This is a genomic window from Mesorhizobium sp. L48C026A00, from assembly GCF_000502375.1.
GTDB lineage: Bacteria > Pseudomonadota > Alphaproteobacteria > Rhizobiales > Rhizobiaceae > Mesorhizobium > Mesorhizobium muleiense.
The window spans coordinates 126412-149993 of record NZ_AYWU01000001.1 but is presented as its reverse complement, the minus strand read 5'-3'; the positions used below and the strand labels follow the sequence as shown (position 1 = coordinate 149993).

The 23582-nt window shown below is 63.7% G+C and carries 20 protein-coding genes; 8 read left to right on the top strand and 12 right to left on the bottom strand.

The features are described from left to right. Positions 1-74 precede the first annotated feature (74 nt). From X738_RS46250 to puuE, 10 genes are all read right to left on the bottom strand, one after another. Positions 75-914, bottom strand: a complete 840-nt coding sequence (locus X738_RS46250) for an alkaline phosphatase family protein (protein ID WP_023796839.1) — start codon at positions 912-914, stop codon at positions 75-77. A gap of 8 nt (positions 915-922) precedes the next feature. Then, positions 923-2575: an ABC transporter ATP-binding protein gene (locus X738_RS46245; protein ID WP_023796838.1), complete on the bottom strand. Its 1653-nt coding sequence runs from the start codon at positions 2573-2575 to the stop codon at positions 923-925. Continuing rightward, entirely contained in the window at positions 2575-3399 is an 825-nt protein-coding gene (locus X738_RS46240) for an ABC transporter permease (RefSeq protein WP_023796837.1), read from the bottom strand. Before X738_RS46240 ends, X738_RS46245 begins: the two co-directional genes overlap by 1 nt. A gap of 11 nt (positions 3400-3410) precedes the next feature. Further along, positions 3411-4370 (bottom strand): ABC transporter permease, encoded by a 960-nt coding sequence (locus X738_RS46235; RefSeq protein WP_023796836.1) that lies wholly within the window; start codon positions 4368-4370, stop codon positions 3411-3413. A 16-nt stretch (positions 4371-4386) separates the two neighbouring features. Next, positions 4387-5976 carry an ABC transporter substrate-binding protein gene (locus tag X738_RS46230; protein ID WP_023796835.1) on the bottom strand — a complete coding sequence of 530 codons (1590 nt, stop codon included), beginning with the start codon at positions 5974-5976 and terminating at the stop codon, positions 4387-4389. A 156-nt stretch (positions 5977-6132) separates the two neighbouring features. Then, positions 6133-8118, bottom strand: coding sequence for a CocE/NonD family hydrolase (locus X738_RS46225; RefSeq protein ID WP_023796834.1), 1986 nt, complete (start codon positions 8116-8118; stop codon positions 6133-6135). Positions 8119-8202: 84 nt separating this feature from the next. Continuing rightward, positions 8203-8796, bottom strand: coding sequence for a nucleoside deaminase (locus X738_RS46220; protein ID WP_023796833.1), 594 nt, complete (start codon positions 8794-8796; stop codon positions 8203-8205). Further along, positions 8796-9299 carry an ureidoglycolate lyase gene (locus X738_RS46215; protein ID WP_023796832.1) on the bottom strand — a complete coding sequence of 168 codons (504 nt, stop codon included), beginning with the start codon at positions 9297-9299 and terminating at the stop codon, positions 8796-8798. Before X738_RS46215 ends, X738_RS46220 begins: the two co-directional genes overlap by 1 nt. Then, positions 9296-10144 (bottom strand): bifunctional allantoicase/(S)-ureidoglycine aminohydrolase, encoded by an 849-nt coding sequence (locus X738_RS46210; protein WP_023796831.1) that lies wholly within the window; start codon positions 10142-10144, stop codon positions 9296-9298. The genes X738_RS46215 and X738_RS46210 overlap by 4 nt, the downstream gene beginning before the upstream one ends. A gap of 44 nt (positions 10145-10188) precedes the next feature. Continuing rightward, complete coding sequence (gene puuE, locus X738_RS46205; RefSeq protein WP_023796830.1) at positions 10189-11622, bottom strand: allantoinase PuuE; 1434 nt, start codon at positions 11620-11622, stop codon at positions 10189-10191. A gap of 175 nt (positions 11623-11797) precedes the next feature. Here puuE and uraH point away from each other — a divergent pair, with 175 nt between their 5' ends. The 4 genes from uraH to xdhC all read left to right on the top strand — a co-directional run bounded on the left by uraH (position 11798) and on the right by xdhC (position 17293). Then, positions 11798-12172, top strand: coding sequence for a hydroxyisourate hydrolase (uraH, locus tag X738_RS46200; protein ID WP_023796829.1), 375 nt, complete (start codon positions 11798-11800; stop codon positions 12170-12172). Between the two features lie 3 nt (positions 12173-12175). Next, the gene (gene xdhA, locus X738_RS46195) at positions 12176-13657 is read left to right on the top strand and encodes a xanthine dehydrogenase small subunit (RefSeq protein WP_023796828.1); all 1482 of its coding nucleotides are present in this window, start codon (positions 12176-12178) and stop codon (positions 13655-13657) included. A 214-nt stretch (positions 13658-13871) separates the two neighbouring features. After that, on the top strand, positions 13872-16220 hold the full coding sequence (xdhB, locus tag X738_RS46190; protein ID WP_023796827.1) for a xanthine dehydrogenase molybdopterin binding subunit: 2349 nt from the start codon (positions 13872-13874) through the stop codon (positions 16218-16220). A gap of 77 nt (positions 16221-16297) precedes the next feature. Continuing rightward, a complete protein-coding gene (gene xdhC, locus X738_RS46185) occupies positions 16298-17293 on the top strand; it encodes a xanthine dehydrogenase accessory protein XdhC (protein ID WP_023796826.1) in 996 nt (331 codons plus the stop codon). 21 nt (positions 17294-17314) lie between these two features. Here xdhC and X738_RS46180 read toward each other — a convergent pair whose 3' ends face one another. Then, positions 17315-18235 carry a LysR family transcriptional regulator gene (locus tag X738_RS46180; protein ID WP_023796825.1) on the bottom strand — a complete coding sequence of 307 codons (921 nt, stop codon included), beginning with the start codon at positions 18233-18235 and terminating at the stop codon, positions 17315-17317. A 243-nt stretch (positions 18236-18478) separates the two neighbouring features. On the opposite strand from X738_RS46180, the gene X738_RS46175 reads away from it, so the two are divergent. The 4 genes from X738_RS46175 to X738_RS46160 all read left to right on the top strand — a co-directional run bounded on the left by X738_RS46175 (position 18479) and on the right by X738_RS46160 (position 22852). Further along, complete coding sequence (locus tag X738_RS46175) at positions 18479-19696, top strand: urate hydroxylase PuuD (protein WP_023796824.1); 1218 nt, start codon at positions 18479-18481, stop codon at positions 19694-19696. 2 nt (positions 19697-19698) lie between these two features. Further along, positions 19699-21012, top strand: a complete 1314-nt coding sequence (gene guaD, locus X738_RS46170; protein ID WP_023796823.1) for a guanine deaminase — start codon at positions 19699-19701, stop codon at positions 21010-21012. 74 nt (positions 21013-21086) lie between these two features. Beyond that, entirely contained in the window at positions 21087-21590 is a 504-nt protein-coding gene (locus tag X738_RS46165; protein ID WP_023796822.1) for a heme-degrading domain-containing protein, read from the top strand. Next, positions 21587-22852 carry a glycerate kinase type-2 family protein gene (locus X738_RS46160; RefSeq protein WP_023796821.1) on the top strand — a complete coding sequence of 422 codons (1266 nt, stop codon included), beginning with the start codon at positions 21587-21589 and terminating at the stop codon, positions 22850-22852. Before X738_RS46165 ends, X738_RS46160 begins: the two co-directional genes overlap by 4 nt. Positions 22853-22855: 3 nt before the next feature. On the opposite strand, the gene X738_RS46155 is transcribed toward X738_RS46160, so the two are convergent. Then, complete coding sequence (locus X738_RS46155) at positions 22856-23578, bottom strand: UdgX family uracil-DNA binding protein (RefSeq protein ID WP_280806757.1); 723 nt, start codon at positions 23576-23578, stop codon at positions 22856-22858. Positions 23579-23582: the final 4 nt, after the last annotated feature.

The window sequence follows — 23582 nt, the reverse complement described above, 5'->3', positions numbered from 1 at the left end:
AACACCCCTCATCCGTCTTGCCGCTTCGCGACAATCCACCTTCTCCCACAAGGGGGAGAAGGGAAGACGCGCGCTCAGTCGAGGAACGGCCTGGCCTTCATTGTCGCGGGCACCGGGACGCCGAGGCGCGCAAGCACCGTCGGCGCAAGCTGCAGCTGGTCTAGCAGCGTGTCGGCCTCCGGCCCGTTGCCCTGTCCGAAATAATACAGAGCAAAATCCTGCATCTCGTCGTCATGGCCGCCATGATGGCCGCGATCGGTCTGGCCGTGATCGGCGGTCACGATGACCTCGTAGCCGGCTTTCCGCCAGCGCGGCAGGAAGGCGGCGAGCATGCCGTCCATCGCATAGACGGCATGGTCCATCTCATGGCAGTCATGGCCGAAGCGGTGGCCCATCGAGTCCAGCGTGCAGGTGTGCAGGATGCCGTAGTCGATGCCGTGGCGTCTGGTCAGCATGGTCAGCGTCGCGAACAGGTCGACGTCGCTCGGCGTCATCTGGTTGCGGGCGTTGTAGCCGGTCATGGTGTGGAACCGGCCATGGGTGATCGGCGCGCCGGGCTCGTCGAACTCCATGTCCTCGACCAGATCGAACGGATAGGCCCGGAAGAATTCGGACCAGTAGGAATGGGTGACCGCGCCGGTCTTGCCGCCGGCCTTGCTGACCTCGGAGAATATGTCGGGTTGCTCAACGCGGAACCGGTTCTCGTTGGTCAGGATGCCGTGCACTTGCGGCGCCACGCCAGTATGGATCGACGCATAGCAGCAGGCCGAGGTCGACGGCAGAACGGAGCGCATCTTCCAGACGCGCGCTTCGCCCGATTGCACCCAGCCTTCGAGATTGCCCATCAGCCGGCGCCAATTGCGATAAGGCACGCCGTCGAGGATGATCAGCAGAAGTTTTGTCTCGAGCGCCACCGGGGTGTCTAATTGCCGGCGCTGGCCATGCGTCGTCCCTTGATCGCCTTCTCCAGCCAGCCGATCTCCATTTCGGGGACTGAGGACAAGAGAAGGTCGGTGTAGGCGTCGAAGGGCGGCGCCAACACCTGGCTCTTGGCACCGTAGCGCACCACCTCGCCGCGATACATCACCGCGATCGAATCGGCGATCGACTTCACCGTGGCGAGATCGTGGGTGATGAACAGATAGGCGACGTTTTCCTCCTTCTGCAGCTCGAGCAGCAGCTTCAGGATGCCGTTGGCGACCAGCGGGTCGAGCGCCGAGGTCACCTCGTCGCAGATGATCAGCTTCGGCTTGGCGGCGAGCGAGCGGGCGATGCAGACGCGCTGCTTCTGGCCGCCGGAAAGCTCGGCCGGGTAGCGGTCGATGAAACCCTTGCCCATCTCGATCTTGTCGAGCAGTTCGGCGACGCGCTTGTCGCGCTCGCGGCCGCGCAGACCAAAATAGAATTCGAGCGGCCGGCCGATGATGGTGCCGACGGTCTGGCGCGGGTTCATCGCCACGTCGGCCATCTGGTAGATCATCTGCAACTGGCGCAGATCCTCTTTCGTCCGATCGGCAAGCCGGTTGGCGAGCGGCCGCCCGTCGAAGGTGACGGTGCCTTGTTCGGGCGGCAACAGGCCGGTGATGGCGCGCGCCAGCGTCGACTTGCCCGAGCCGGACTCGCCGACCACCGCCAGCGTCTGGCCCGGATAGATGTCGACCGAGACGTTCTTCAGCACCTTGATATGGCTGCGGCCATAGGCGGCGGTGATGTTCTTGACCGACAGGAACGGCGTCGTGCCGGGCTTTTGCTCCTGGTGCTCGATCTCATGCACCGAGACCAGCGCATTGGTGTATTCCTGGCGCGGTTCCTTGATGATCTGGCGGGTGCCGCCCCATTCGACCAGCCGGCCATGGCGCAGGACCATGATCTCGTCCGAGACCTGAGCGACGACGGCAAGGTCATGGGTGATGTACAGCGCCGCGACATGCGTGTCGCGGATGGCGTCCTTGATCGCCGCCAGCACGTCGATCTGCGTCGTCACGTCAAGCGCCGTGGTAGGCTCGTCGAAGACGATCAGGTCGGGCTCGGAACACAGCGCCATCGCCGTCATCACACGCTGCAGCTGGCCGCCGGACACCTGGTGCGGAAAGCGCTCGCCAATGCTTTCGGGGTTCGGAAGGCTGAGCTTCTTGAACAACGCGATGGCGCGTTTTTCGGCCGCGGCCCGCGTTGCCGTGCCATGCAGCAGCGTCGCCTCGACCACCTGGTCCATCAGTCTGTGCGCCGGGTTGAAGGCGGCGGCAGCCGATTGCGCGACATAGCAGACCTCGCGGCCGCGCAGCTTGCGAAAACCCTCCTTGCCGCCCTTGAGAATGTCGCGGCCGTTGAGCATGACTTCGCCGCCGGTGATGCGCACGCCGCCGCGGCCATAGCCCATCGACGCCAAGCCGATGGTCGACTTGCCGGCTCCGGACTCGCCGATCAGGCCGAGCACCTTGCCCTTCTCGAGCGCCAGCGAGACGTCGTGGACCAGCACGATGTTTTTCGGCGCCTCGCCCGGCGGGAACACTGTCGCCTCGATGCGCAGGTTGCGGATATCGAGCAACACGTTCTTTGCTCGCTGGTCAGCCATTACCCGCGTCCTCCCTTCAGGCTCGCCGTGCGGTTGAGCACCCAGTCGGCGACAAGGTTGACGGAAATCGCCAGCATGGCGATCGCCGCGGCAGGGATGAGCGCCGCCGCGATGCCGAAGACGATGCCGTCCTTGTTTTCCTTGACCATGCCGCCCCAGTCGGCGCTAGGCGGCTGCACGCCGAGGCCGAGAAAGGACAGCGTCGACAGGAACAGCACGGCATAGATGAAGCGCAGGCCGAGTTCCGAAACCAGCGGCGACAACGCATTGGGCAGGATCTCGCGGAAGATGATCCACACGCTGCCTTCGCCGCGCAGCTTGGCCGCCTCGACGAAATCCATGACGTTGATGTCGACGGCGACCGCCCGCGACAGGCGGTAGACACGGGTCGAGTCGAGAATGCCCATGACCAGGATCAGCGTCACCAGATTGGTTGGCAGCACGGAGAGCACGACGAGGCCCATGATCAGCGTCGGAATAGACATCAGGAGATCGACAAGGCGCGACATAAGCGTGTCGAACCAGCCGCCGAAAACCGCCGCCGAGAAGCCAAGGATGGCGCCGAGCGAGAAGGACAGCGCGGTGGCCAGCACCGCGATGAACAGCGTGACGCGGGCGCCGTAGATCATGCGCGAAAGAAGGTCGCGGCCGAGATTGTCGGTGCCCAGCAAATGTGTCGCCGACATCGGTGCCCAGACGTCGCCGACGATCTCGCCATTGCCGTAAGGCGCGATCCAGGGCGCGAAGATCGCCGCCAGCACGAACAATGCCGTCAGCACCAGGCCGATCAGCGCAGGGATGGGGATGCGTTTTATGTCGAGCACAGCGCCGCCCCTCACTTCGGATGTCTGAGACGCGGATTGGCGACGATCGCCGCTATGTCCGCAATGATGTTCAGGCTGATATAAACCGCGGCGAAGATCAGGCCGACCGCCTGCACCACCGGTACGTCACGCTTGGTGACGTGGTCGACGAGATACTGCCCCATGCCCGGATAGACGAAGATCACTTCGACAACGACGACGCCGACGATCAGGTAGGCGAGGTTGAGCATGACGACGTTGATGATCGGCGCAATCGCATTGGGGAAGGCATGCCTGCGAATGACGGCGAATGCCGAAAGCCCCTTGAGCTCCGCCGTCTCGACATAAGCCGATTGCATGACATTGAGGATCGCGGCGCGCGTCATGCGCATCATGTGGGCGAGCACCACCAGCGTCAGTGCCGCCGCTGGCAGCATGATCGCCTGCATGCGCTCGCCGAACGGCATCCCGTCATAGACCGTCGAGATGCCGGGGAAGATCTGGTATTTCACGGCAAAGAAATAGACGAGCACATAGCCGATGAAGAATTCGGGAAACGAGGTCGAGGCAAGCGCCAGTCCGGAGATCAGCTTGTCGACCCAGCCATTGCGGTAACGCACCGCAATCAGGCCGAGGATGATCGCCAGCGGCACGGCAACGACCGCCGCCCAGAAGGCGAGGAACAGCGTGTTCCACAACCGCCCCTTGATCGACGTCGCAATATCCTGCCCGCTGGACATGGCGGTGCCGAGATCACCGGTCACGACGCCGCCGAGCCAGCGGAAATAGCGGATAAAGGCCGGATCGTTGAGGCCGAGCTGCTCGCGCAGATTGGCAAGCGACTCCGGTGTCGCCGACTGTCCGAGGATGGCTTGCGCGACGTCGCCGGGCAGGATCTGGGTGCCGGCGAAGATCAGGACCGATACGGCCAACAGCAGGAGGATGCCCAGCGCAATGCGCTGGGCCACCAGTTTCACGATGGGTGAGGACATATCCGCAAGGCCGGGCTCAGGCTTCGAGCCAGCACTTTGCCAGAGCGTACCCGTTCATCAGCTCCTGATGCGGATCGTCGACCCAGCCGGCGACCTTGGCGCCTGTCGCGTCGATGAACTGATTGAACATCGGCAGGATCAGGCCACCTTCGTCGCGGACGAGCATCGCCATGTCGCGATACATCGCCTTGCGCTTGGCTTCGTCGAGCTCGGCACGCGCCGCCAGCACCATCTTGTCGAACTCGGGACGCTTGAAACGCGTGTCGTTCCAGTCGGCCGTCGACAGGTACGCAGTCGAGTACATCTGGTCCTGCGTCGAGCGTCCGCCCCAGTAGGAGGCGCAGAAGGGCTGCTTGTTCCATACTTCCGACCAGTAGCCGTCGCCCGGCTCGCGCTTGATCTCCAGCGTGATGCCGGCCTTGGCCGCGCTTTGCTGGAACAGCTGCGCGGCATCGACGGCGCCGGGGAAGGCGACGTCCGATGTCCTGAGCAGGACGGCGCCGTCATGGCCCGACTTCTTGAAATGAAACTTCGCCTTGTCGGGATCGTATTTGCGCTGCTCGATGTCCTCGGAAAACAGCGGATAGGCCGAGTTGATCGGGAAGTCGTTGCCGAGCGAGCCATAGCCTCTGAGGATCTTGTCGAGCATCTCCTCGCGGTCGATCGCCAGCTTCAGCGCCATGCGCAAATCGTTGTTGTCGAACGGCGCCGTGTTGCAATGCATGATGAAGACGTAGTGGCCAGGACCCGCATGGTTGCGGATGGTGACGCCGGGCAGCCGCTTGATCAGGTCGACGATCTTCGGCTCGACGCGGTTGATCATGTTGACCTGGCCGCCCTGCAAGGCCGAAGTGCGCGCCGTGGCGTCGTTGATGACGATGATCTCGATCTGGTCGGCATGGCCCATCTTGTCGGCCTGCCAGTAATTGGCGAACCGCTCGCCGCCATGGCGCACGCCGGGCTCGTTGGTGGTGATCTTGTAGGGTCCGGCCGAGATGCCGGCGTCGGCCTTGTCCTTGCCGCCATTGGGCTGGATGATCAAATGGTAATCGCTAAGCAGATAGGGCAGGTCGGCATTGGCTTCCTTCAGCGTCAGCACGACTTCCTTGCCGCTGGCCTTGATGCTCTCGATGCCTTTCATGTAGCCGAGCGCGCCCGACTTCGACTTCTCGTCCGAATGGCGTTCGAGTGTGGCGGCGACGTCCTCGGCGGTTACCGTCTTGCCGTTATGGAATTCGACGCCGTCGCGAATCTTCAGCGTCCAGACCTTGGCGTCGTCAGACGAGCCGATCTCCTCGGCGATGCGGTTCTCGAGCGTGCCTTCCGGGGAAAGCTCGACGATCAGTTCGCCCCACATCTTGCCGAAGGCGAACGGCACCTGCGTCATGAACAGGGCCGGATCGAGGCTGTTGGTGGACTCGCCGCCGACCAGGCCGGCCTTCAGCGTGCCCCCCTTGACCGGACCCGCGGCGCGCGCCGCACTCGAAAGCAGCGAGTTGGCGAAGGTCGCGGTGACGCCGAGCGCTGCCGCCCGGCCGAGAAAATCACGACGGCTCAGTTTGCCGGACGCGACGCGCCGGCTGAGAAATTCCAGTTCGTTTGACATGTTGAGTTCCTCACTCTGTTGGTTCGACCTTGTGGTCGTTTTTTATCATTTCTTGTGAGGAGAATAATGACCGCAAGGGAACGCCGTAAGCAAGACCGAATGCGACATGCCGTGGCGTAAATCGTACGTCGCAATTGGACCAACCCGCGTAAGCGCTCAAAGCAGCGCGCGCGGGATTTTCTCTTCGAAATTGCGCTCGAAAACCAGTTTCTCGCCTTCATAGGCTTCGATTCTGGCGCTAACCATGAAGCTTTGCGCGTCGGACCGCATTTCGGCTGACGTTTCGGTGCGCACCGACCATCCATTTCGCGACAGCGTCTGCGTCCAGTGCGTCTTGCCCGACGCTGACAGCGGATTGTCAGGATGGATCGCCCATGTCTCGCGGGCGACGCTGCCATTGGCGAGGCCATGCTCCAAGTCGCGCACCTCGCCGAAATCGTCGACAATGGAAAGCGTGACGATTCCGGTCTTCTCGTCGCGATCAACATGACGCTCGGAATTGGCGGCACGGACCGTTTCGGTTGCCCAGGGCACGGCTGCCTCGGACGTAGGGAACGTGACTTCGTCGCCTTGCGCCGGCGGACGCAGCGGCAGCTTCAGCGTAGCCGCCGACAGGTCGAGCCGAACCGGTTCCGGCGATGGCCAGATCATCGGCCAGTAGGCGTTCGAAACGGCAATACGCAGGCGATGGCCTGATGGCACGCGATAGGCGCATTGGTCGAGCACCACCCGCGCCAAAACGGTCTCTTCCGGCACCAGCGCCTCGGGGAATTCATGCGAGTTGCGGTGCGTCAGGTTGAGCACGCCGTAGGAGATCAATTCGGATGCGCCGTCAGGATGCACGTCGCACAGCCGCACCGCGATGTTCGCCTGCGGTCGATCCGAGGCGACCTGGATCAAAACCTCCGGCGCGCCGACAATGTCGATCGCCTCGCCGAGCGGGGGCTGGTCGAAACACACCGACAGCGCATCGTCGGGGCGCTGGTCGCCGGGCAGTTCCGGCCCGAAGGTGAAGGGGAAATATTCGCCGCCGGCGAGGCCGCAGCTTTGTGGCGAAGCCACGATTGCAGGCCTGGCGCCTTCCGGGATCAGTTCGATCGCCTCAGCCTTGATGTTGGGCGATGGCCAGTCTGCTTCGGCAACCCAGCGGCCGGGCCGCTCGGGATGCCAACGCGCGGGGCGCACGCTGTCCATCACATAGGCGCGGTAGGCCGGGTCGGCCTCGACGCCGGTGTCGATGCCTTTCAACCAGCGGTCCCACCAGCGCAAGGCCTCCTGCAGGAAGCCGATCGCTGGTTTCGGTGCGGCGTAATGCGGGTACTTGTGGATCCACGGGCCGACGATGCCCTTGACCGGCGCCTCGATATTGGCCGCGAGGTAGGAAATCGTATTGCGATAGCCGTCATGCCAGCCGCCGATCGACAGCACGGCGGCTTGGATGGCGGAATAGTCCTCGCAGATCGAACCGCGCTTCCAATAGGCGTCGCGGTGCTGGTGTCTCAGCCACAGCGGCGCCAGGAAGGGCTGGTTCTCCAGCCGGGTCAGCCATAGGTCGCGCCATCTGTTGTCGCCGGCCAGCAGCGGGTCCGGTGGCCGCGACGAATAGGACAGCATGGTCGAGGCCCAGCCGAAATTCTCGATCAGCAGGCAGCCGCCCTTGTAGTGGATGTCGTCGGCATAGCGGTCGACGGTCGAGCACAGGCTGATGACTGCCTTCAACGCCGGCGGCTGCTTGGCTGCAACCTGCAGGCAGTTGAAGCCGCCCCAGGAGATGCCCATCATGCCGACATTGCCGTTGCACCAGGGCTGGGCGGCCGCCCAGGCGATCACATCGCAGGCGTCCTGCAATTCCTGCTCGGAATATTCGTCGTCCATCAGCCCTTCGGAATCGCCATTGCCGCGCATGTCGACGCGGATCGATGCATAGCCATAGCCGGCGAAATAGGGATGCGTCAGCTGATCGCGAAAGATCGTGCCGTCGCGCTTGCGGTAGGGCAGGTGCTCGAGGATCGCCGGCACCGGATCGTCAGCGGCATCGGCCGGCATCCACACCCGCGCCGACAGCCGGCAGCCATCCGGCATGACGATGCCCATGTCCGGAAACTCGACGACCTTGCGGGGAAATTCAGTGACGGTTTTCATGCGGGCGACTCCAGGACCGCCAAATGATGGAGCCCGTGGGACGTCGTCGTGGGCCAGCCAACGAATTCGGCTGGTCAATCCGCGTCAACTCAACGGAATGTCGTTTTCGTCCTTGCTCGCCTGGTAAGCGCTGGACAATTCGTCATAGCGTGCGGAGATTTTGCCGATCCGCGGTTCCAGTCGCAGCCGCTCGGTCTCGGGCAGCGAACACACCAGTTTTCGGATCGAAAAACTCTTCCAGTAGGCGTTCTCGGCATTGTAGCCGCCGGGGTCGAGGGTGAAGACCTCCTTCAGGATCTTCAGGTCGTGCGGGATGGCGAAGCTGTCGCGCGAATCCTCATGCGAAAACAAATAGTAGAAATTGTCGAAGCCGGTCCAGGTGATCGCCGACAGGCAGAGCGAGCAGGGTTCATGCGTGGCGAGAAAAATCGCGTCCCTGGTGTCGACGCGCTCAGCCTTGGGCATTTCGTAGAACCGCTTCAGGCAGTGAACTTCGCCATGCCAGAGCGGGTTCTCAGTCTCGTTGTTGGTCTCGGCGAGCACCAGCGAGCGGTCGTCCTTGCGCAAGATCGCCGCGCCGAAAAGCTTGTTGCCATGGGCGACGCCTTCGGCCGTCTTCGGCACGATGTCATGCTCGATGACGTCGAGCAGGCGGTCGATCAGCGAGACGTCGGCCATCACTGGCTCCCATCGGGAAGATGGATCTCGTAAGCGTGCGAGAAATGGCACTCGTCGAGGTTGGCGCCGTCGCCACCGCGGTCGACGACGAGGAAATCCTGGGCCTCGCCGATCGGCGTCAGCACGCCGTGCCAGCGATTGCGCGGATAATTGACGCCCTGCCCGGGCGCGGTGAGGAAGGCATGCGGCTCGCCCGGGCCGTCGTCGCCATCATGGCAGACGACGACCAGGAACGGCCGTGGCGACAGCGGGATGAAAGCCTGGCTGCCGAACGGGTGACGCTCGACCATGGTGAGCTTCAGCGGAAAATCGTAAGGCGTGCCGCGCACCATGGAGATCAGCACGTGCCCATTCGGTCCCTGCGCTTCGGCGGTGGCGAGATCGTGATAGCGCTCGGCCTTGCCGCCATTGATCGGGTAGTGATTGCCGCCGCCCATATCGATGACGTCGCCGAACTCGGCAAAATTTTCACGGGTCAGCGGCCGCGCCACGATGCGGGTCATGGCGCGCGCCACCCGACGCCGGCGCCACCAAGCTTGGCGTGCCGGTTGACATCCTTGTAGAGCAAATAGCGGAATTTTCCGGGGCCGCCAGCATAGCAGGCCTGCGGACAGAAGGCGCGCAGCCACATATAGTCGCCGGCCTCGACCTCGACCCAGTCCTGGTTGAGGCGGTAGACGGCCTTGCCCTCCAGCACGTAGAGACCGTGCTCCATGACATGCGTCTCGGCGAAGGGGATGACCGCACCCGGTTCGAGCGTGACGATGGTGACATGCATGTCGTGGCGCATGTCTTCAGGGTCGACGAAGCGCGTCGTCGCCCAACGGCCCTCGGTGCCGGGCATCGGCGTCGGCGCAATGTCCTGTTCGTTGGCAAAGAAGGCTTGCGGGACATCAATGCCTTCGACGGCGTCGTAAGCCTTGCGGATCCAGTGGAAGCGGACAGCAGCGCTGCTCTCGTTGCGAACGCTCCATCCGCTGGTCGGCGGCAGGAAAGCAAAGCCGCCCGGCTGCAGGACATGTTTCTCGCCAGCCAGCAAAACGGTCAGTTCGCCCTCGACCACGAACAGGGCGGCCTCGGCGCCGGCATCCGGTTCCGGCCGGTCGCTGCCGCCGCCGGGCGCCACCTCGACGATATATTGCGAGAACGTCTCGGCAAAACCCGAGAGCGGGCGCGACAGCACCCAGACGCGGGTCTTGTCCCAGAACGGCAAGGCGCTGGTGACGATGTCCTGCATCACGCCCCGTGGAATGACGGCATAGGCCTCGGTGAAGACGGCCCGGCCGGTCAGCAGCTCACTCTGGCCGGAGTGGCCGCCCTGCGGCGCGTAATAGGTTCGGTCGGCCATTTTCATCGTATCCATCAGTTCAGAGCCTGTTGCGGAAGCCAGGCCTATTGCGGAAGCATGTCCTTGAGGCGGAGCAGTGCGATACGCTCGACCTGTTTGCAGGCGGTTTCGAATTCAACGCCGCGGCTGTTGCCGATGCGCGCCTCGAACTCCGCCAGGATTTCTTCCTTGGTCTTGCCTTTCACCGCGATGATGAAGGGGAAGCCGAAACTGGTGACGTAGGCGGCATTGAGCTTGGAGAACAGCTCGCGCTCTTTATCGGTCAGCGCCTCGAGCCCGGCGGAAGCCTGTTCCCTGGCCGATTCCGTTGTCAGCCGCTTGGCCTGAGCCAGTTTTCCGGCAAGGTCGGGATGGGCGTTGAGCACGGAGAGCCGCTCGGTCTCGCTGGCGCCGCGAAAGACACGGCACAGCGCATTGTGCAGACCGCCGGCACTGTCATGCGCCGGACCGAGCTCCAGCTCATAGGCGCGCTCGGCGATCCACGGCGAATGCTCGAATGCGCCGCCGAATGCCTGGACGAAAGGCTCGAATTCCATCTTCGACGGGCGCAGCGTCGGCGGCCGGAACGGATGGTTCTCTTGCCAGTGCCTTGCAATGTCGATGCGTCGCGCCAGCCAGACCCTGTCGTGCGATTTGACGTAGTTGACGAAGCGCTTCAGCGCCGCGACCCGGCCCGGCCTGCCGACGAGGCGGCAGTGGAGGCCGATATTCATCATGCGCGGCCGCCCTGCCTTGCCCTCGGCATAGAGCGTGTCGAAACTATCCCTGAGATAGGCGAAGAACTGGTCGCCCGAGTTGAAGCCCTGCGGCGTGGCGAAACGCATGTCGTTGGCGTCGAGCGTATAGGGGATGATGAGCTGCGGCTTTGCCGACCCGTCCGGCCCACCATGCTCGAACCAGTACGGCAGCTCGTCGTCATAGGTGTCCGACACATAGTCGAAGCCGCCCTCTTCCGCCGCCAGCCGCACGGTGTTGATCGACGTGCGGCCGGTGTACCAGCCGGTCGGCCGTGCCCCGGTCACCTCGTAGTGCAGCCGGATTGCCTCGTCCATGTCGCGGCGCTCGTCCTCCGGCGCATGGTCGCGATAGTCGATCCATCTCAGCCCGTGCGAGGCGATCTCCCAGCCGGCCTCCTGCATCGCCACGACCTGGTCGGGCGAACGCGCCAGTGCTGTGGCGACGCCGTAGCATGTGATCGGCACCTCAGCCTCGGTGAACAGGCGCAGCAATCGCCAGAAGCCGGCGCGGGCGCCATATTCGTAGATCGATTCCATGTTCCGGTGGCGCTGCCCGGGCCAGGGTGCGGCGCCGACGATCTCGGACAGGAAGGCTTCCGAAGCCTTGTCGCCGTGCAGGACGCAATTTTCGCCGCCTTCCTCGTAATTGACGACGAACTGCACCGCGACATGCGCCCTGCCGGGCCATTTCGGATCCGGCGGATTGGCGCCGTAGCCGCGCATGTCTCGTTCGTAACGCATTGTCGCTCCTGCCGGATAGTGTGATCAGGATAGTCGAAAGGATTGCTTGCGCATTCCCCCGAAAATTTTTGAAAGTGTTTTTGCAGCACTTCACTCGACCGGGACTTATGCATCGCCTTTAATGGGCGCACAATTCGTCAAGCACGTTTTGAGTGTACCGGAATGGGAGCAGCCAGTGGCGGAAACGTCGAAAGCCGGAGGCGGACGTCTGACGACCCATGTCCTCGACACCGCGACCGGCCGGCCGGCGGCCGGCCTGTCGATCGAGCTTTACCGCATCAACGACGACATGCGGACGCATCTGAAGACAGCGGTCACCAATGCCGACGGCCGGTGTGACGCGCCGCTGCTTGCCGACGCGGAATTCCGCACCGGCGAATACGAGCTGGTCTTCGCCGCCGGCGACTATCTGCGCCGGCAGGGGTTGAGACTCCCGGAACCGGCCTTCCTCGACAGCGTGCCGATCCGCTTCGGCATGGCCGAGCCGATGCACTATCACGTGCCGCTGCTCATATCGCCCTACGGCTATTCGACCTATCGGGGGAGTTGAGACATGACGAGGCTCAAGATACGCAATGAGATACGCTTTATCCTCAATGGCGAGGATGTTGCGCTGACCACGGTCGCGCCCGACGAGACCCTGCTCGACTGGCTGCGGCTCGAGCGCTCGCTACGCGGCACCAAGGAAGGCTGCGCCGAGGGCGACTGCGGCGCTTGCACCGTGCTGGTCGGAAGGCTGTCAGGCGGCCGGCTCGTCTATGAAAGCGTCAATGCCTGCATCCGCTTCCTTGGCTCGCTCGATCGCACGCATGTCGTAACAGTCGAGCATCTGCGCGGCGACGGCGAAAAACTGCATCCGGTGCAGCAGGCGATGGTCGATTTCCACGGCTCGCAATGCGGCTTCTGCACGCCGGGCTTCGTCATGTCGCTTTATGCCCTGTGGATGCGGTCACCGGAGCCGTCGGATGCAGCCATCGAAAAGGCGCTTCAGGGCAATCTCTGCCGCTGCACCGGCTACGAGGCGATCATGCGGGCGGCACGTGCCATCTCCAGCTACGGCAAGGCGGCAAAGGATCCGCTGGCAGCGGAGCGCGAGGCGATCACGAGCAAGCTCGAAGCGATGAAAGACGGTTCGCGCATCGAGATCGGCGCCGGCAAGCAGCGCCTGGTCGTCCCGGCCGATGCCGACGACCTCGCCGCCGTGCTCGACAAGGAGCCGGGCGCCACCATCGTTGCCGGTTCGACCGATGTCGGCCTGTGGGTGACCAAGCACATGCGCGAGATTGCGCCGGCGATCTTCATCGGCAATCTCGACGGGCTGTGCCGGATTTCCGAAGACAAGGGCATCATCTCGATCGGCTCTGCTGTCACCTACACCGAGGCTTTCTCAATGCTGGCGAAACGCATCCCGGCGCTGGGCCCGCTGTTCGATCGCATCGGCGGCGACCAGGTGCGCAACATGGGCACGATCGGCGGCAACATCGCCAATGGCTCGCCGATCGGCGACACGCCGCCGCCGCTGATCGCACTCGGCGCGCGGCTGACGCTGCGCCGCGGCAACAAGCGGCGGACGATCTCGCTTGAAGACTTCTTCATCGCCTATGGCAAGCAGGACCGACAGCCGGGCGAATTCGTCGAGGCCGTGCATGTCCCAGTGCCGGGCAGGGATACCAAATTCGCCGTCTACAAGATCACCAAGCGCCGTGACGAGGACATCACCGCCGCACTTGGCGCATTCCTGCTGGCCCTGGCCAAGGACGGCACGGTGGCGGAGGTGCGCATCGCCTATGGCGGCATGGCGGCAACGCCGAAGCGGGCTTTCGGCGTGGAAAAGGCGCTGCTCGGCAGGCCCTGGACGGAACCGACGGTCGAGACCGCCATGGCCGAGTACGCCAAAGACTTTACCCCGCTGACCGACATGCGGGCGAGCGCCGAATACCGGGTGCTGGCGGCGCGCAACCTGCTGTTGCGGTTCTTCGCCGAGACCAGCGGCACCAAAGCACCGATCCAGATATCGCGCCACGAGGCAGCGTGATGAACTTGCACATTACCTCCTCTAAACAAACAGCCGAACGATCGCGAGTAGCGTCCTTCTCCCCGTTTACGGGGAGAAGATGCCGGCAGGCAGATGAGGGGCGGCGCCGTCCTCGATCGATATTCGCAAGCTCGTCAACGTCAACGCTGCCCCTCATCCGGCCCTTCGGGCCACCTTCTCCCCGTGAACGGGGAGAAGGGAAGAGAGGCTCGCCATGACTCGCCACGCTCCCAACCTCAGGGCACAGAAAATCGCTGGTGGCGTTGCCACCGACCAGCGCCATGATTCCGCGCACAAGCATGTCCGCGGCACGGCCGTCTATATCGATGACATGCCGGAATCATCCGGCATGCTGCATGGCTGCCTCGGGCTTTCGACGGCCACGCATGCCACCATCAGCAGCATGGACCTGGCGGCGGTGCGCGCAGCACCCGGCGTCGTCGACGTGCTGACGGCGAGCGACGTGCCGGGCGAAAACGACATTTCGCCGACCGGCCGCCACGACGAACCGGTGCTGGCCGACGGCAAGGTGCAGTTCTTCGGCCAACCGATCTTTTGCGTCATCGCCGAAACCCGCGAGCAGGCGCGCCGCGCCACAAGGCAGGCCAAGGTCGAATACAAGGAATTGCCTTTCGTCACCGACATCGGCGTCCTCGATCCCAGGAAGGACAAGCTGGTCACGCCGCCGCTGACCCTGAGGCGCGGCGATGCCGCGGCTGCGATCAGGGCGGCGCCGCGCCGGCTGAAAGGAAAAATGCGCATCGGCGGCCAGGACCATTTTTATCTCGAAGGCCAGATCGCCATGGCCATTCCCGGCGAGGATCAGGACGTCACGATTTATTCGTCGACCCAGCATCCGAGCGAAATCCAGCACATGGTCAGCCATGCGCTCGGCGTGCCGAGCCATGCCGTCACGGTCGAGATCCGCCGCATGGGCGGCGGCTTTGGCGGCAAGGAAACGCAAGGCAACCAGTTTGCCGCGCTCGCGGCGATTGCTGCGAAAAAACACCATCGCGCGGTGAAAATCCGGCCCGACCGTGACGACGACATGATCGCCACCGGCAAGCGCCACGACTTCCTCGTCGATTATGAGGTCGGCTTCGACGACGACGGCAATATTCTCGGCGTCGATTTCATGTTCGCGGCGCGCTGCGGCTTCTCGGCGGACCTTTCAGGCCCGGTCACCGACCGCGCGCTGTTCCACTGCGACAACACCTATTTCTGGCCGGCGGTGCATGCGCAATCGGCGCCGCTTTACACCAACACCGTGTCGAACACCGCCTTCCGTGGCTTCGGCGGTCCGCAAGGCATGGTCGGCGCCGAGCGTGTCATCGAAGAGGTCGCCTTTGCCGTCGGCAAGGACCCGCTCGAGATTCGCAAGAAGAACTTTTATGGCACCAGCGACCGCAACGTCACGCCCTACCACCAGACGGTCGAGGACAACATCGTCCACCGCATCGTCGCCGAGTTGGAGGCGAGTTGCGACTATGCAAGGCGTCGCCGCACCATCGAAGCTTTCAACGCCAACAGCCGCTTCATCAAGCGTGGATTGGCGCTGACGCCGGTCAAGTTCGGCATCTCGTTTACCGCCACCCACTACAATCAGGCCGGCGCGCTGGTGCATGTCTACACCGATGGTTCGGTGCATCTGAACCATGGCGGCACCGAGATGGGGCAGGGTCTCTACGTCAAGGTGGCGCAGGTGGTGGCGGAAGAATTCCAGATCGACCTCGACCAGGTGAAGATCACCGCGACCACGACCGGCAAGGTCCCGAACACCTCGGCGACCGCCGCATCGTCCGGTTCCGACCTCAACGGTATGGCGGCGCAGAACGCGGCCCGGCAGATCAAGGAGCGGTTGACCAACTTCGCCGCCGAAAAATACCAGGTGCCGCGCGACCAGGTGCTGTTCCTGCCCAACCGGGTGCGCATCGGCAACCAGGAGATCGCCTTCGCCGATCTCGTCAGGCAGGCCTATATGGCGCGCATCCAGCTTTCGGCGGCGGGCTTCTACAAGACGCCGAAAATCCACTGGGATCGCGACAAGGGCGAGGGTCGTCCCTTCTATTATTTCGCCTATGGCGCCGCGTGCTCGGAAGTCTCGGTCGACACGCTGACCGGCGAATATGTCGTCGAGCGCACCGACATCCTGCACGAGACCGGACGCTCGCTGAACCGCGCCATCGACCTTGGCCAGGTCGAAGGCGGCTTCATCCAGGGCATGGGATGGCTGACGACGGAGGAGCTTTGGTGGGACGAAAACGGCCGGCTGCGCACCCATGCGCCGTCGACCTACAAGATTCCGCTCGCCTCGGACCGACCGAAGATCTTCAATGTGACGCTGGCCGATTGGCCGGAAGCGAGCGAGCCGACGGTGCACCGCTCCAAGGCGGTCGGCGAGCCGCCGCTGCCGCTCGGCATCTCGGTGCTGCATGCGCTGTCGGATGCGGTGGCAAGCGTTGCCGACCACCGGATCTGCCCGCGCCTCGACCCACCGGCGACGCCGGAGCGGGTGCTGATGGCGATCGAACGGCTGAAGAGGGAAGCCAAGGCTGGTGCTTGAACTCGGTCCCGGGGTTCGTACAAGGCGTGCAATCCGGGCCGAAAAACCCTATGTTTCCCGATAGGGAAAGCAAAAACATGACCTCGAAAGTGCAAACCCTGAAAGCATTTCTTGGCGGCGCCGGCCGTGTCGCGCTGGTCGAGGTGGCCGGGACCAAAGGCTCGACGCCCCGCGAGAAGGGCGCCTTCATGCTCGTCTCGGGCGCGGCGATTTTTGGCACGATCGGCGGCGGCCAGCTCGAATTCATCGCGATCGATAAGGCACGGCAGCTGCTTTTCTCCCCCCTTGAGGGGGAGATGGCCGCGGAGCGGCCAGAGGGGGTCGGTAGAGGAAGCACGCGACCTAAGAAAATGTCGAGCACTGGCGCGGCGACCCCACCCGACGGCTTCGCCGCCACCCTCCCCTTAAGGGGGAGGGATGTCCGCGCTACCCTCGATGTCCCGCTCGGGCCCGCGATCGGGCAGTGCTGCGGCGGCAGGGTCGAGGTGCTGATCCGGCTGGTCGACACGGCGTTGGCGCAAGAGCTGGTCGCGGCGGCGGACGCCGAGCAGGCGCAGCTGCCGCATGTCTACATCTTCGGCGGCGGCCATGTCGGCCAGGCGCTGGCCTCGGCGGTGGCCTTGCTGCCGGTCCGTGTCGTCGTTGTCGAGACGAGGGCCGAGGCGCTGGAGGGCATGCCGGACACGGTCGAAACCAGCCTGACGCCAATGCCCGAGGCAATGGTGCGCAAGGCTCCGGCTGGCGCCGCATTCGTCGTCCTCACTCACGACCACGCACTGGATTTCCTGATCGTCGCCGAGGCACTGAAACGCCGGGATGCCGCCTATGTCGGCATGATCGGCTCGAAGACCAAGAAGGCGACATTCAGGAACTGGTTCCTGAAGGCGGCGGACGGCAGCGAGGCGCAATTTGCCGGCCTCGTCTCGCCGATCGGCGGCGATGCGGTCAAGGACAAGCGTCCGCAAGTCATTGCGGCCTTGGCGGCGGCCGAGATCATGATGGCACTGGCCGCCCATGCTGGCGCGCGAGCCGCGCCGCACCCCGTCTCTCGTGGCAAGGCAATGGCCGGCTGACGGCCAGAATTCGAGCAACGCTCATTTGCCGGCCAGAATTTCCTTGATCAGCCGTTGGCAGCGCTCGGCCATGAAATCGAGCAGCAGCCGCACCTTCGGGTCCTGCAGCTTCTTGTGCGGGTAGACGGCGGCGAACTGCACCGGCGTCGGTGGAGTGTCGGGCAGGATCACCTTCAGACGCCGGTCGCGGATGAATGGCTCGACCTCGAAGCGCGGCTTGTTGATGATGCCGCGGCCCGACAGCGCCCAGCCGGTCAGCACGTCGCCATCGTCGGTGTCATAGGGTCCGTGCACCTCGAATTTCCGCGGACCGTCGGCCGTCTGCAGCGTCCACACATATTCGCGCGCGCCGGCGTAGCGCAGCATCAGGCAGTCGTGTTTGCTGGCGATCAGTTCCTGCGGCTCGGTCGGTTCGCCGCGCGTCTCCAGATATTTCGGCGCCGCCACCAGCACCCGCTCGCACTCCATGATGCCGCGCATTCTCAGGCTGGAATCCTCGATGATACCCAGTCTGAACGCGACGTCGATGCCTTCCTTCATGATGTCGACATTGTGGTCCGAAAGCCTCAGCCGAACCTCGATGTCAGGATATTTGTCGTGGAAATCGGGGATTCCCGACGCCACCAGCCGCCGGCCGAGGCCAAGCGGCGCTGTCACCTTGATGGTGCCACGCGGCTGGCCGGACAAAGCGCTGACAGCGGCTTCCGCCTCGGTGACCGCCTCAAGCACCTGCTTGGCGCCGGAGTAGAACACCGTGCCGTGCTCGGTCGGCATCAATTGCCGCGTCGTGCGATTGAACAGCCTGACACCGAGATGTTTTTCGAGCTCCTTGATGCGGTTGGAGGCGACCGCTGGCGAAATGCGCATGTCGCGCCCCGCCGCCGACAGATTGCCGAGCTCGACGACGCGAACGAAGACGGAGATGTTGTCGAGATAGGCCATGCGGCTTTGGGGCTCTCATGCGGCTGCGCAGGGATAACCCTAGTGCATGACCCCGAAAAATCGGAATCGATTTTCGGAAAGGATCATGCACCAGATAAAAGTTCTACAGCGTCCTTTGCGCGTCGAAGGGACGCGCGGCGCTGTAGTATTTTCCATTTTTTTTTGAAAGTCATCGTGCCGCTCGGCCCTTTCCGTTTGCGCTCCAGTCCGTAAAGTCACCCAATCGGCAGGGACGACTTTTCAATGATCGATTTTGCGATTTTCTGGGACTGGCTGAGTTTCGCCGTGCGCTGGCTGCATGTCGTCACCAGCATAGCCTGGATCGGCTCGTCCTTCTATTTCGTCGCGCTCGATCTCGGCTTGCGCCAGCGTCCGGGCATGCCTGTCGGCGCCTTCGGCGAAGAATGGCAGGTGCATGGCGGCGGCTTCTACCACATCCAGAAATATCTCGTGGCGCCGACCGAAATGCCTGAGCACCTGACCTGGTTCAAATGGGAATCCTACGCTACCTGGCTGTCGGGCTTTGCCATGCTGTGCGTCGTCTACTATGCCGGCGCGGACCTCTTCCTGATCGATCCCAACGTGCTGGCCATGTCGGTGCCTACAGGCATCTTGCTGTCGCTGGCGACGATCGGCGTCGGCTGGGTGGTCTACGATCTCTTATGCCGTTCGCCGCTTGGCAGGAGCGACACCGGCCTGATGCTGGTGCTCTATGGCGTGCTGGTGTTCATCGCCTGGGGTCTTACCCATCTGTTCACCGGCCGCGCCGCTTTCCTGCATCTTGGCGCCATCACCGCGACGATCATGTCGGCCAATGTCTTCATGGTCATCATTCCGAACCAGAAGATCGTCGTCGCCGACCTGATCGCCGGCAGGAAGCCAGATCCGAAATACGGCAAGATCGCCAAGCAGCGCTCGCTGCACAACAATTACCTGACGCTGCCCGTTCTCTTCCTGATGCTGTCGAACCACTACCCGCTGGCGTTTGCTACCCAGTTCAACTGGGTGATCGCCTCGTTGGTTTTCATCATCGGCGTGCTGATCCGGCACTATTTCAACACCATGCATGCGCGCAAGGGCAACCCGACCTGGATCTGGCTGGCTGCCGCCGTCCTGTTCGTCGTCATTATCTGGCTGTCAACGGCGCCGAAAGTGCTGACCGGCGACGTCAAGGCGTCCTCGACGGCACAGGTCTATATCGCCTCGGCGCATTTTCCCGCAGTGCGCGATACGGTGCTTGGCCGTTGCTCGATGTGCCATGCGCAGGAGCCGTCCTACGAGGGCATCTATCACGCGCCGAAAGGTGTGATGCTCGACACGGACGCCGGTATCGCCGGGCAGGCCCGCGAGATCTACCTGCAGGCCGGCCGCAGCCACGCGATGCCGCCCGCCAACGTCACCCATATCACCGACAAGGAGCGGACGCTGCTGGTGGCATGGTTCGAGGAGGCGGGGAAATAAGCATGACCGGCACCCTCCTGCGCGGCCGCACGCTGTCCTTCCTGCGCTGGCCTGAGACCGTCGACGACCATTCCGCCTGGCGCTACGAGGACGACGGCGGCCTGCTGCTTCGCAACGGCAGGATCGTTGCCGCGGGCGCCTATGCCGACGTCGAGAAAAAGGCTGATGAAGGCGCAAAAAAGATCGACCACCGTCCGCATTTGCTGCTGCCTGGTTTCATCGACCCGCATGCGCATTTTCCGCAGATGCAGGTCATCGCCTCCTACGGCGCCGAACTGCTCGACTGGCTGAATACTTACACCTTTCCCGAGGAAACCAAATTCCAGAACGCCCAGCATGGCCGCCGCATCGCCAGGCTGTTCCTCGACGAGATGCTGCGCCACGGCACGACGACCGTCGCCGCCTATTGCTCGGTGCACAAGGAATCGGCCGAGGCGTTCTTCGCCGAGTCGCATCACCGCAACATGCTCAACATCGCCGGCAAGGTGATGATGGATCGCAACGCACCGGAGGGCGTGCTCGACACGCCGCAATCGGCCTATGACGACAGCAAGGCGCTGATTAAGGAGTGGCATGGCAAGGGGCGCCAGCACTATGCCATCACGCCGCGCTTCGCCATCACCTCCTCGCCCGAACAGTTGGAAATGGCGGGCGCGCTCTGCCGCGAACATCCTGATCTGCACATGCAGACGCATCTGTCGGAAAACCACGCCGAGATTGCCTTTACGCTGCAACTCTACCCGCGGGCACGCGACTATACCGATGTCTACGAGCACCATGGGCTGCTCGGGCGCAAAAGTCTGTTCGGCCACTGCATCCATCTTTCGGAACGCGAGGCGGATGCGCTTTCGGAAACGGGCTCGGTCGCCGTGTTCTGTCCGACCTCGAACCTGTTCCTCGGCTCGGGCCTGTTCGACTATCAGCGTTACCGCCGCCGCGAAAAAGCACTCCGCATCGCCACCGCCACCGATGTCGGCGGCGGCACTAACTATTCGATGCTGCGCACCATGGATGAGGGCTACAAGGTGATCGCGCTGAACGGCGAGAAGCTCAATCCGTTCCAGTCGTTCTGGCAGCTCACCCGCGGCAATGCCGAGGCGCTGTCGATCGGGGAAAAGATCGGCACGCTCGACCAAGGCAGCGATGCCGACATCGTCGTCCTCGATGCCCGCGCCACGCCGGCCATGCGGCTGCGGATGGAGACGGCGGACACGCTGGCGGAGGAGCTGTTTCTGCTGCAGACGCTGGGCGACGACCGCGCCGTGCGCGAGGTCTACGTAGCCGGGCGGGCGATGAAGACCGATATGGCGGTTTAGCTATCCCACACGTCCCGCTTGACCCAGCGGCAGCCATCGGTCAAAGCGTGCCGCGACGTTGATAGGGGAACGACATGGCCGTTGCAGACGATATCGCTCTGATCCAGAAACAGGAAGCCGAGCTTGTCTTCTCGGTCTTCGATGAAGCTGTCGCCTTCAAGATCGGCTCGACGATCCGCGACCGGGCACTGGCCCAGGGCTTGCCGATCATCGTCGACATCAGGACCTTCGACCGGCCGCTGTTCTACGCGGCAATGCCGGGCTCGAACGCCTCCAATCCGGATTGGGCGCGGCGCAAGATCAACGTGGTGCAGCGGTTCCTGAAAAGCACCTACCGCATGGTGCTGGAGCAGCAGCGTCCCGACCGCAGCTTCAAGCCGGGCGAGGGGCTCGACATATCGGACTATGTGCTGGCCGGTGGTGGCTTTCCCATAACGGTCAAAGGTGCCGGCGTCATCGGTGTGATCGCGGTCTCGGGCCTGCCGGAGCGTGAGGATCACGGCGTCGTCGTCGATGCGCTGTGCGGCCACCTCGGCGTCGACGGGCGCGAGCTGGCACTGCCGCCGGAAGCAAAATGACGGCGCTCGATCCCAAATCCTTCCTCGCCGCCATCTTCAATGCCGCCGTTGCCGCCGCTGATCCGCAGAGGACGATTAGGGATCATCTGCCGGCAATGCCGAAGGGGCGCACCATCGTCATTGGTGCAGGAAAAGGCTCGGCGCAGATGGCGGCGGCTTTCGAAGAAGTGTGGGACGGGCCGATCGAAGGGCTGGTCGTCACCCGCTACGGCTATGGCGCGGCATGCCAGCGCATCGAGATCATCGAGGCGGCGCATCCGGTGCCGGATGCCGCAGGGCTCGAAGCGTCGCGCCGGCTGCTCGAAAAGGTGCAGGGGCTGACCGCGGACGATCTGGTCGTGGCGCTCATCTCCGGCGGTGGCTCGGCGCTGCTGCCGGCGCCCGCCGAAGGTCTGACGCTGGCCGACGAGATCGCCGTCAACGAGGCGCTGCTCGCCTGCGGCGCGCCGATCGCCGCCATGAACACCATCCGTAAGCATGTTTCCACCATCAAGGGCGGCAGGCTGGCGGCAGCTGCCTATCCGGCAAAGCTGGTATCTTTGGTAGTCTCCGACATTCCCGGCGACAATCCGGCGCTTGTCGCTTCCGGCCCGACCGTTCCCGATTCCGGCAACCGCCAAGAGGCGCTGGCATCGATCGCCGCCTATGGCATGAAACTGCCGGCTGCCGTGATGGCGCATATCAATTCGCCGGCCGCCGATGCGCCGCGCGTCGATGATCCGCGTTTTTCGCGCAACGAAGTGCATCTGATCGCCTCGGCCGGCGTCTCGCTGGAAGCGGCTGCGGCCGAAGCCAGGCGCCATGGTATTGAGGCGGCCATCCTCTCCGATTCCATCGAGGGCGAAGCGCGCGAAGTTGGGGGTGTCCATGCGGCAATCGCCCGTGAAGTCGCGACGCGCAACCGGCCTTTCCCGAAGCCCGTGCTGATTCTATCAGGCGGCGAGACGACGGTGACCGTGCGGGCGAAGGGCAAGGGCGGTCGTAACACCGAGTTTCTGCTTGCCTTCGCCATCGGCATCAGCGGCATGGAGGGCGCCCATGCACTGGCCGCTGACACCGATGGCATCGACGGTTCGCAGGACAATGCCGGCGCCTTTGCCGACGGCTCGACGGTGTCGCGGATGCGGGCGGCAGGCGTCGATGCCAAGGCGATGCTTGCCGGCAACAATGCCTGGACGGCATTCAACGCCGTCGGCGATCTCTTCGTGCCCGGCCCGACCGGGACGAACGTCAATGATTTGAGGGCAATCCTGATCAGATAGGGGTCAGGCGGCCATCAGCTTTTTCACTGCCTTCATGTCCTGCAGGAACCGCTCGCGTTCGGCCTGCTTGTCCGCCGGCTCGCGAATACGCAGGATGAAGGACGGGTGGATGGTGACGAACACAGGCAAGCCATCGTCCCGATCCACGACCGCGCCGCGCATCTTCATGATCGGCACGACCTTGCCGAGCAGTGACTGCGCCGCCGTTGCGCCGAGCGCCACCGCCAGATTGGGCTTGATCAGATCGAGCTCCCTGTCGAGCCACCAGCGGCAGGCCTGTACCTCGCCGGTATTCGGCTTCGAGTGGATGCGCCGCTTGCCGCGCGGCTCGAACTTGAAATGCTTGACCGCATTGGTGACATAGACTTTCAGCCGGTCGACGCCGGCATCGTCCAGGATGGCGTCGAAGACTTTTCCCGCCGGACCGACGAAAGGTTTGCCGGCCAGATCCTCCTGGTCGCCTGGCTGTTCACCGACGAAAACCACCTTGGCCTTGTCAGGCCCTTCGCCGAACACGGTCTGCGTTGCGTTGCGCCACAGCGGGCAGCGGCGACAGGCCTTCGCCACTTCGCTGAGTTCGGGAATGGTGCTTGCGCCATCGTCTTCTGCCGTCTCAGGCAATTCAGGCTTGGGCCAGCGTCTTGCCTGCACCTTGGCGTGGTGTGGAGAATTTGTCTGCATCCTGGCGATCATGGCTGATGCGGCCTTGCCCGCTGCTGCGATCAGATGC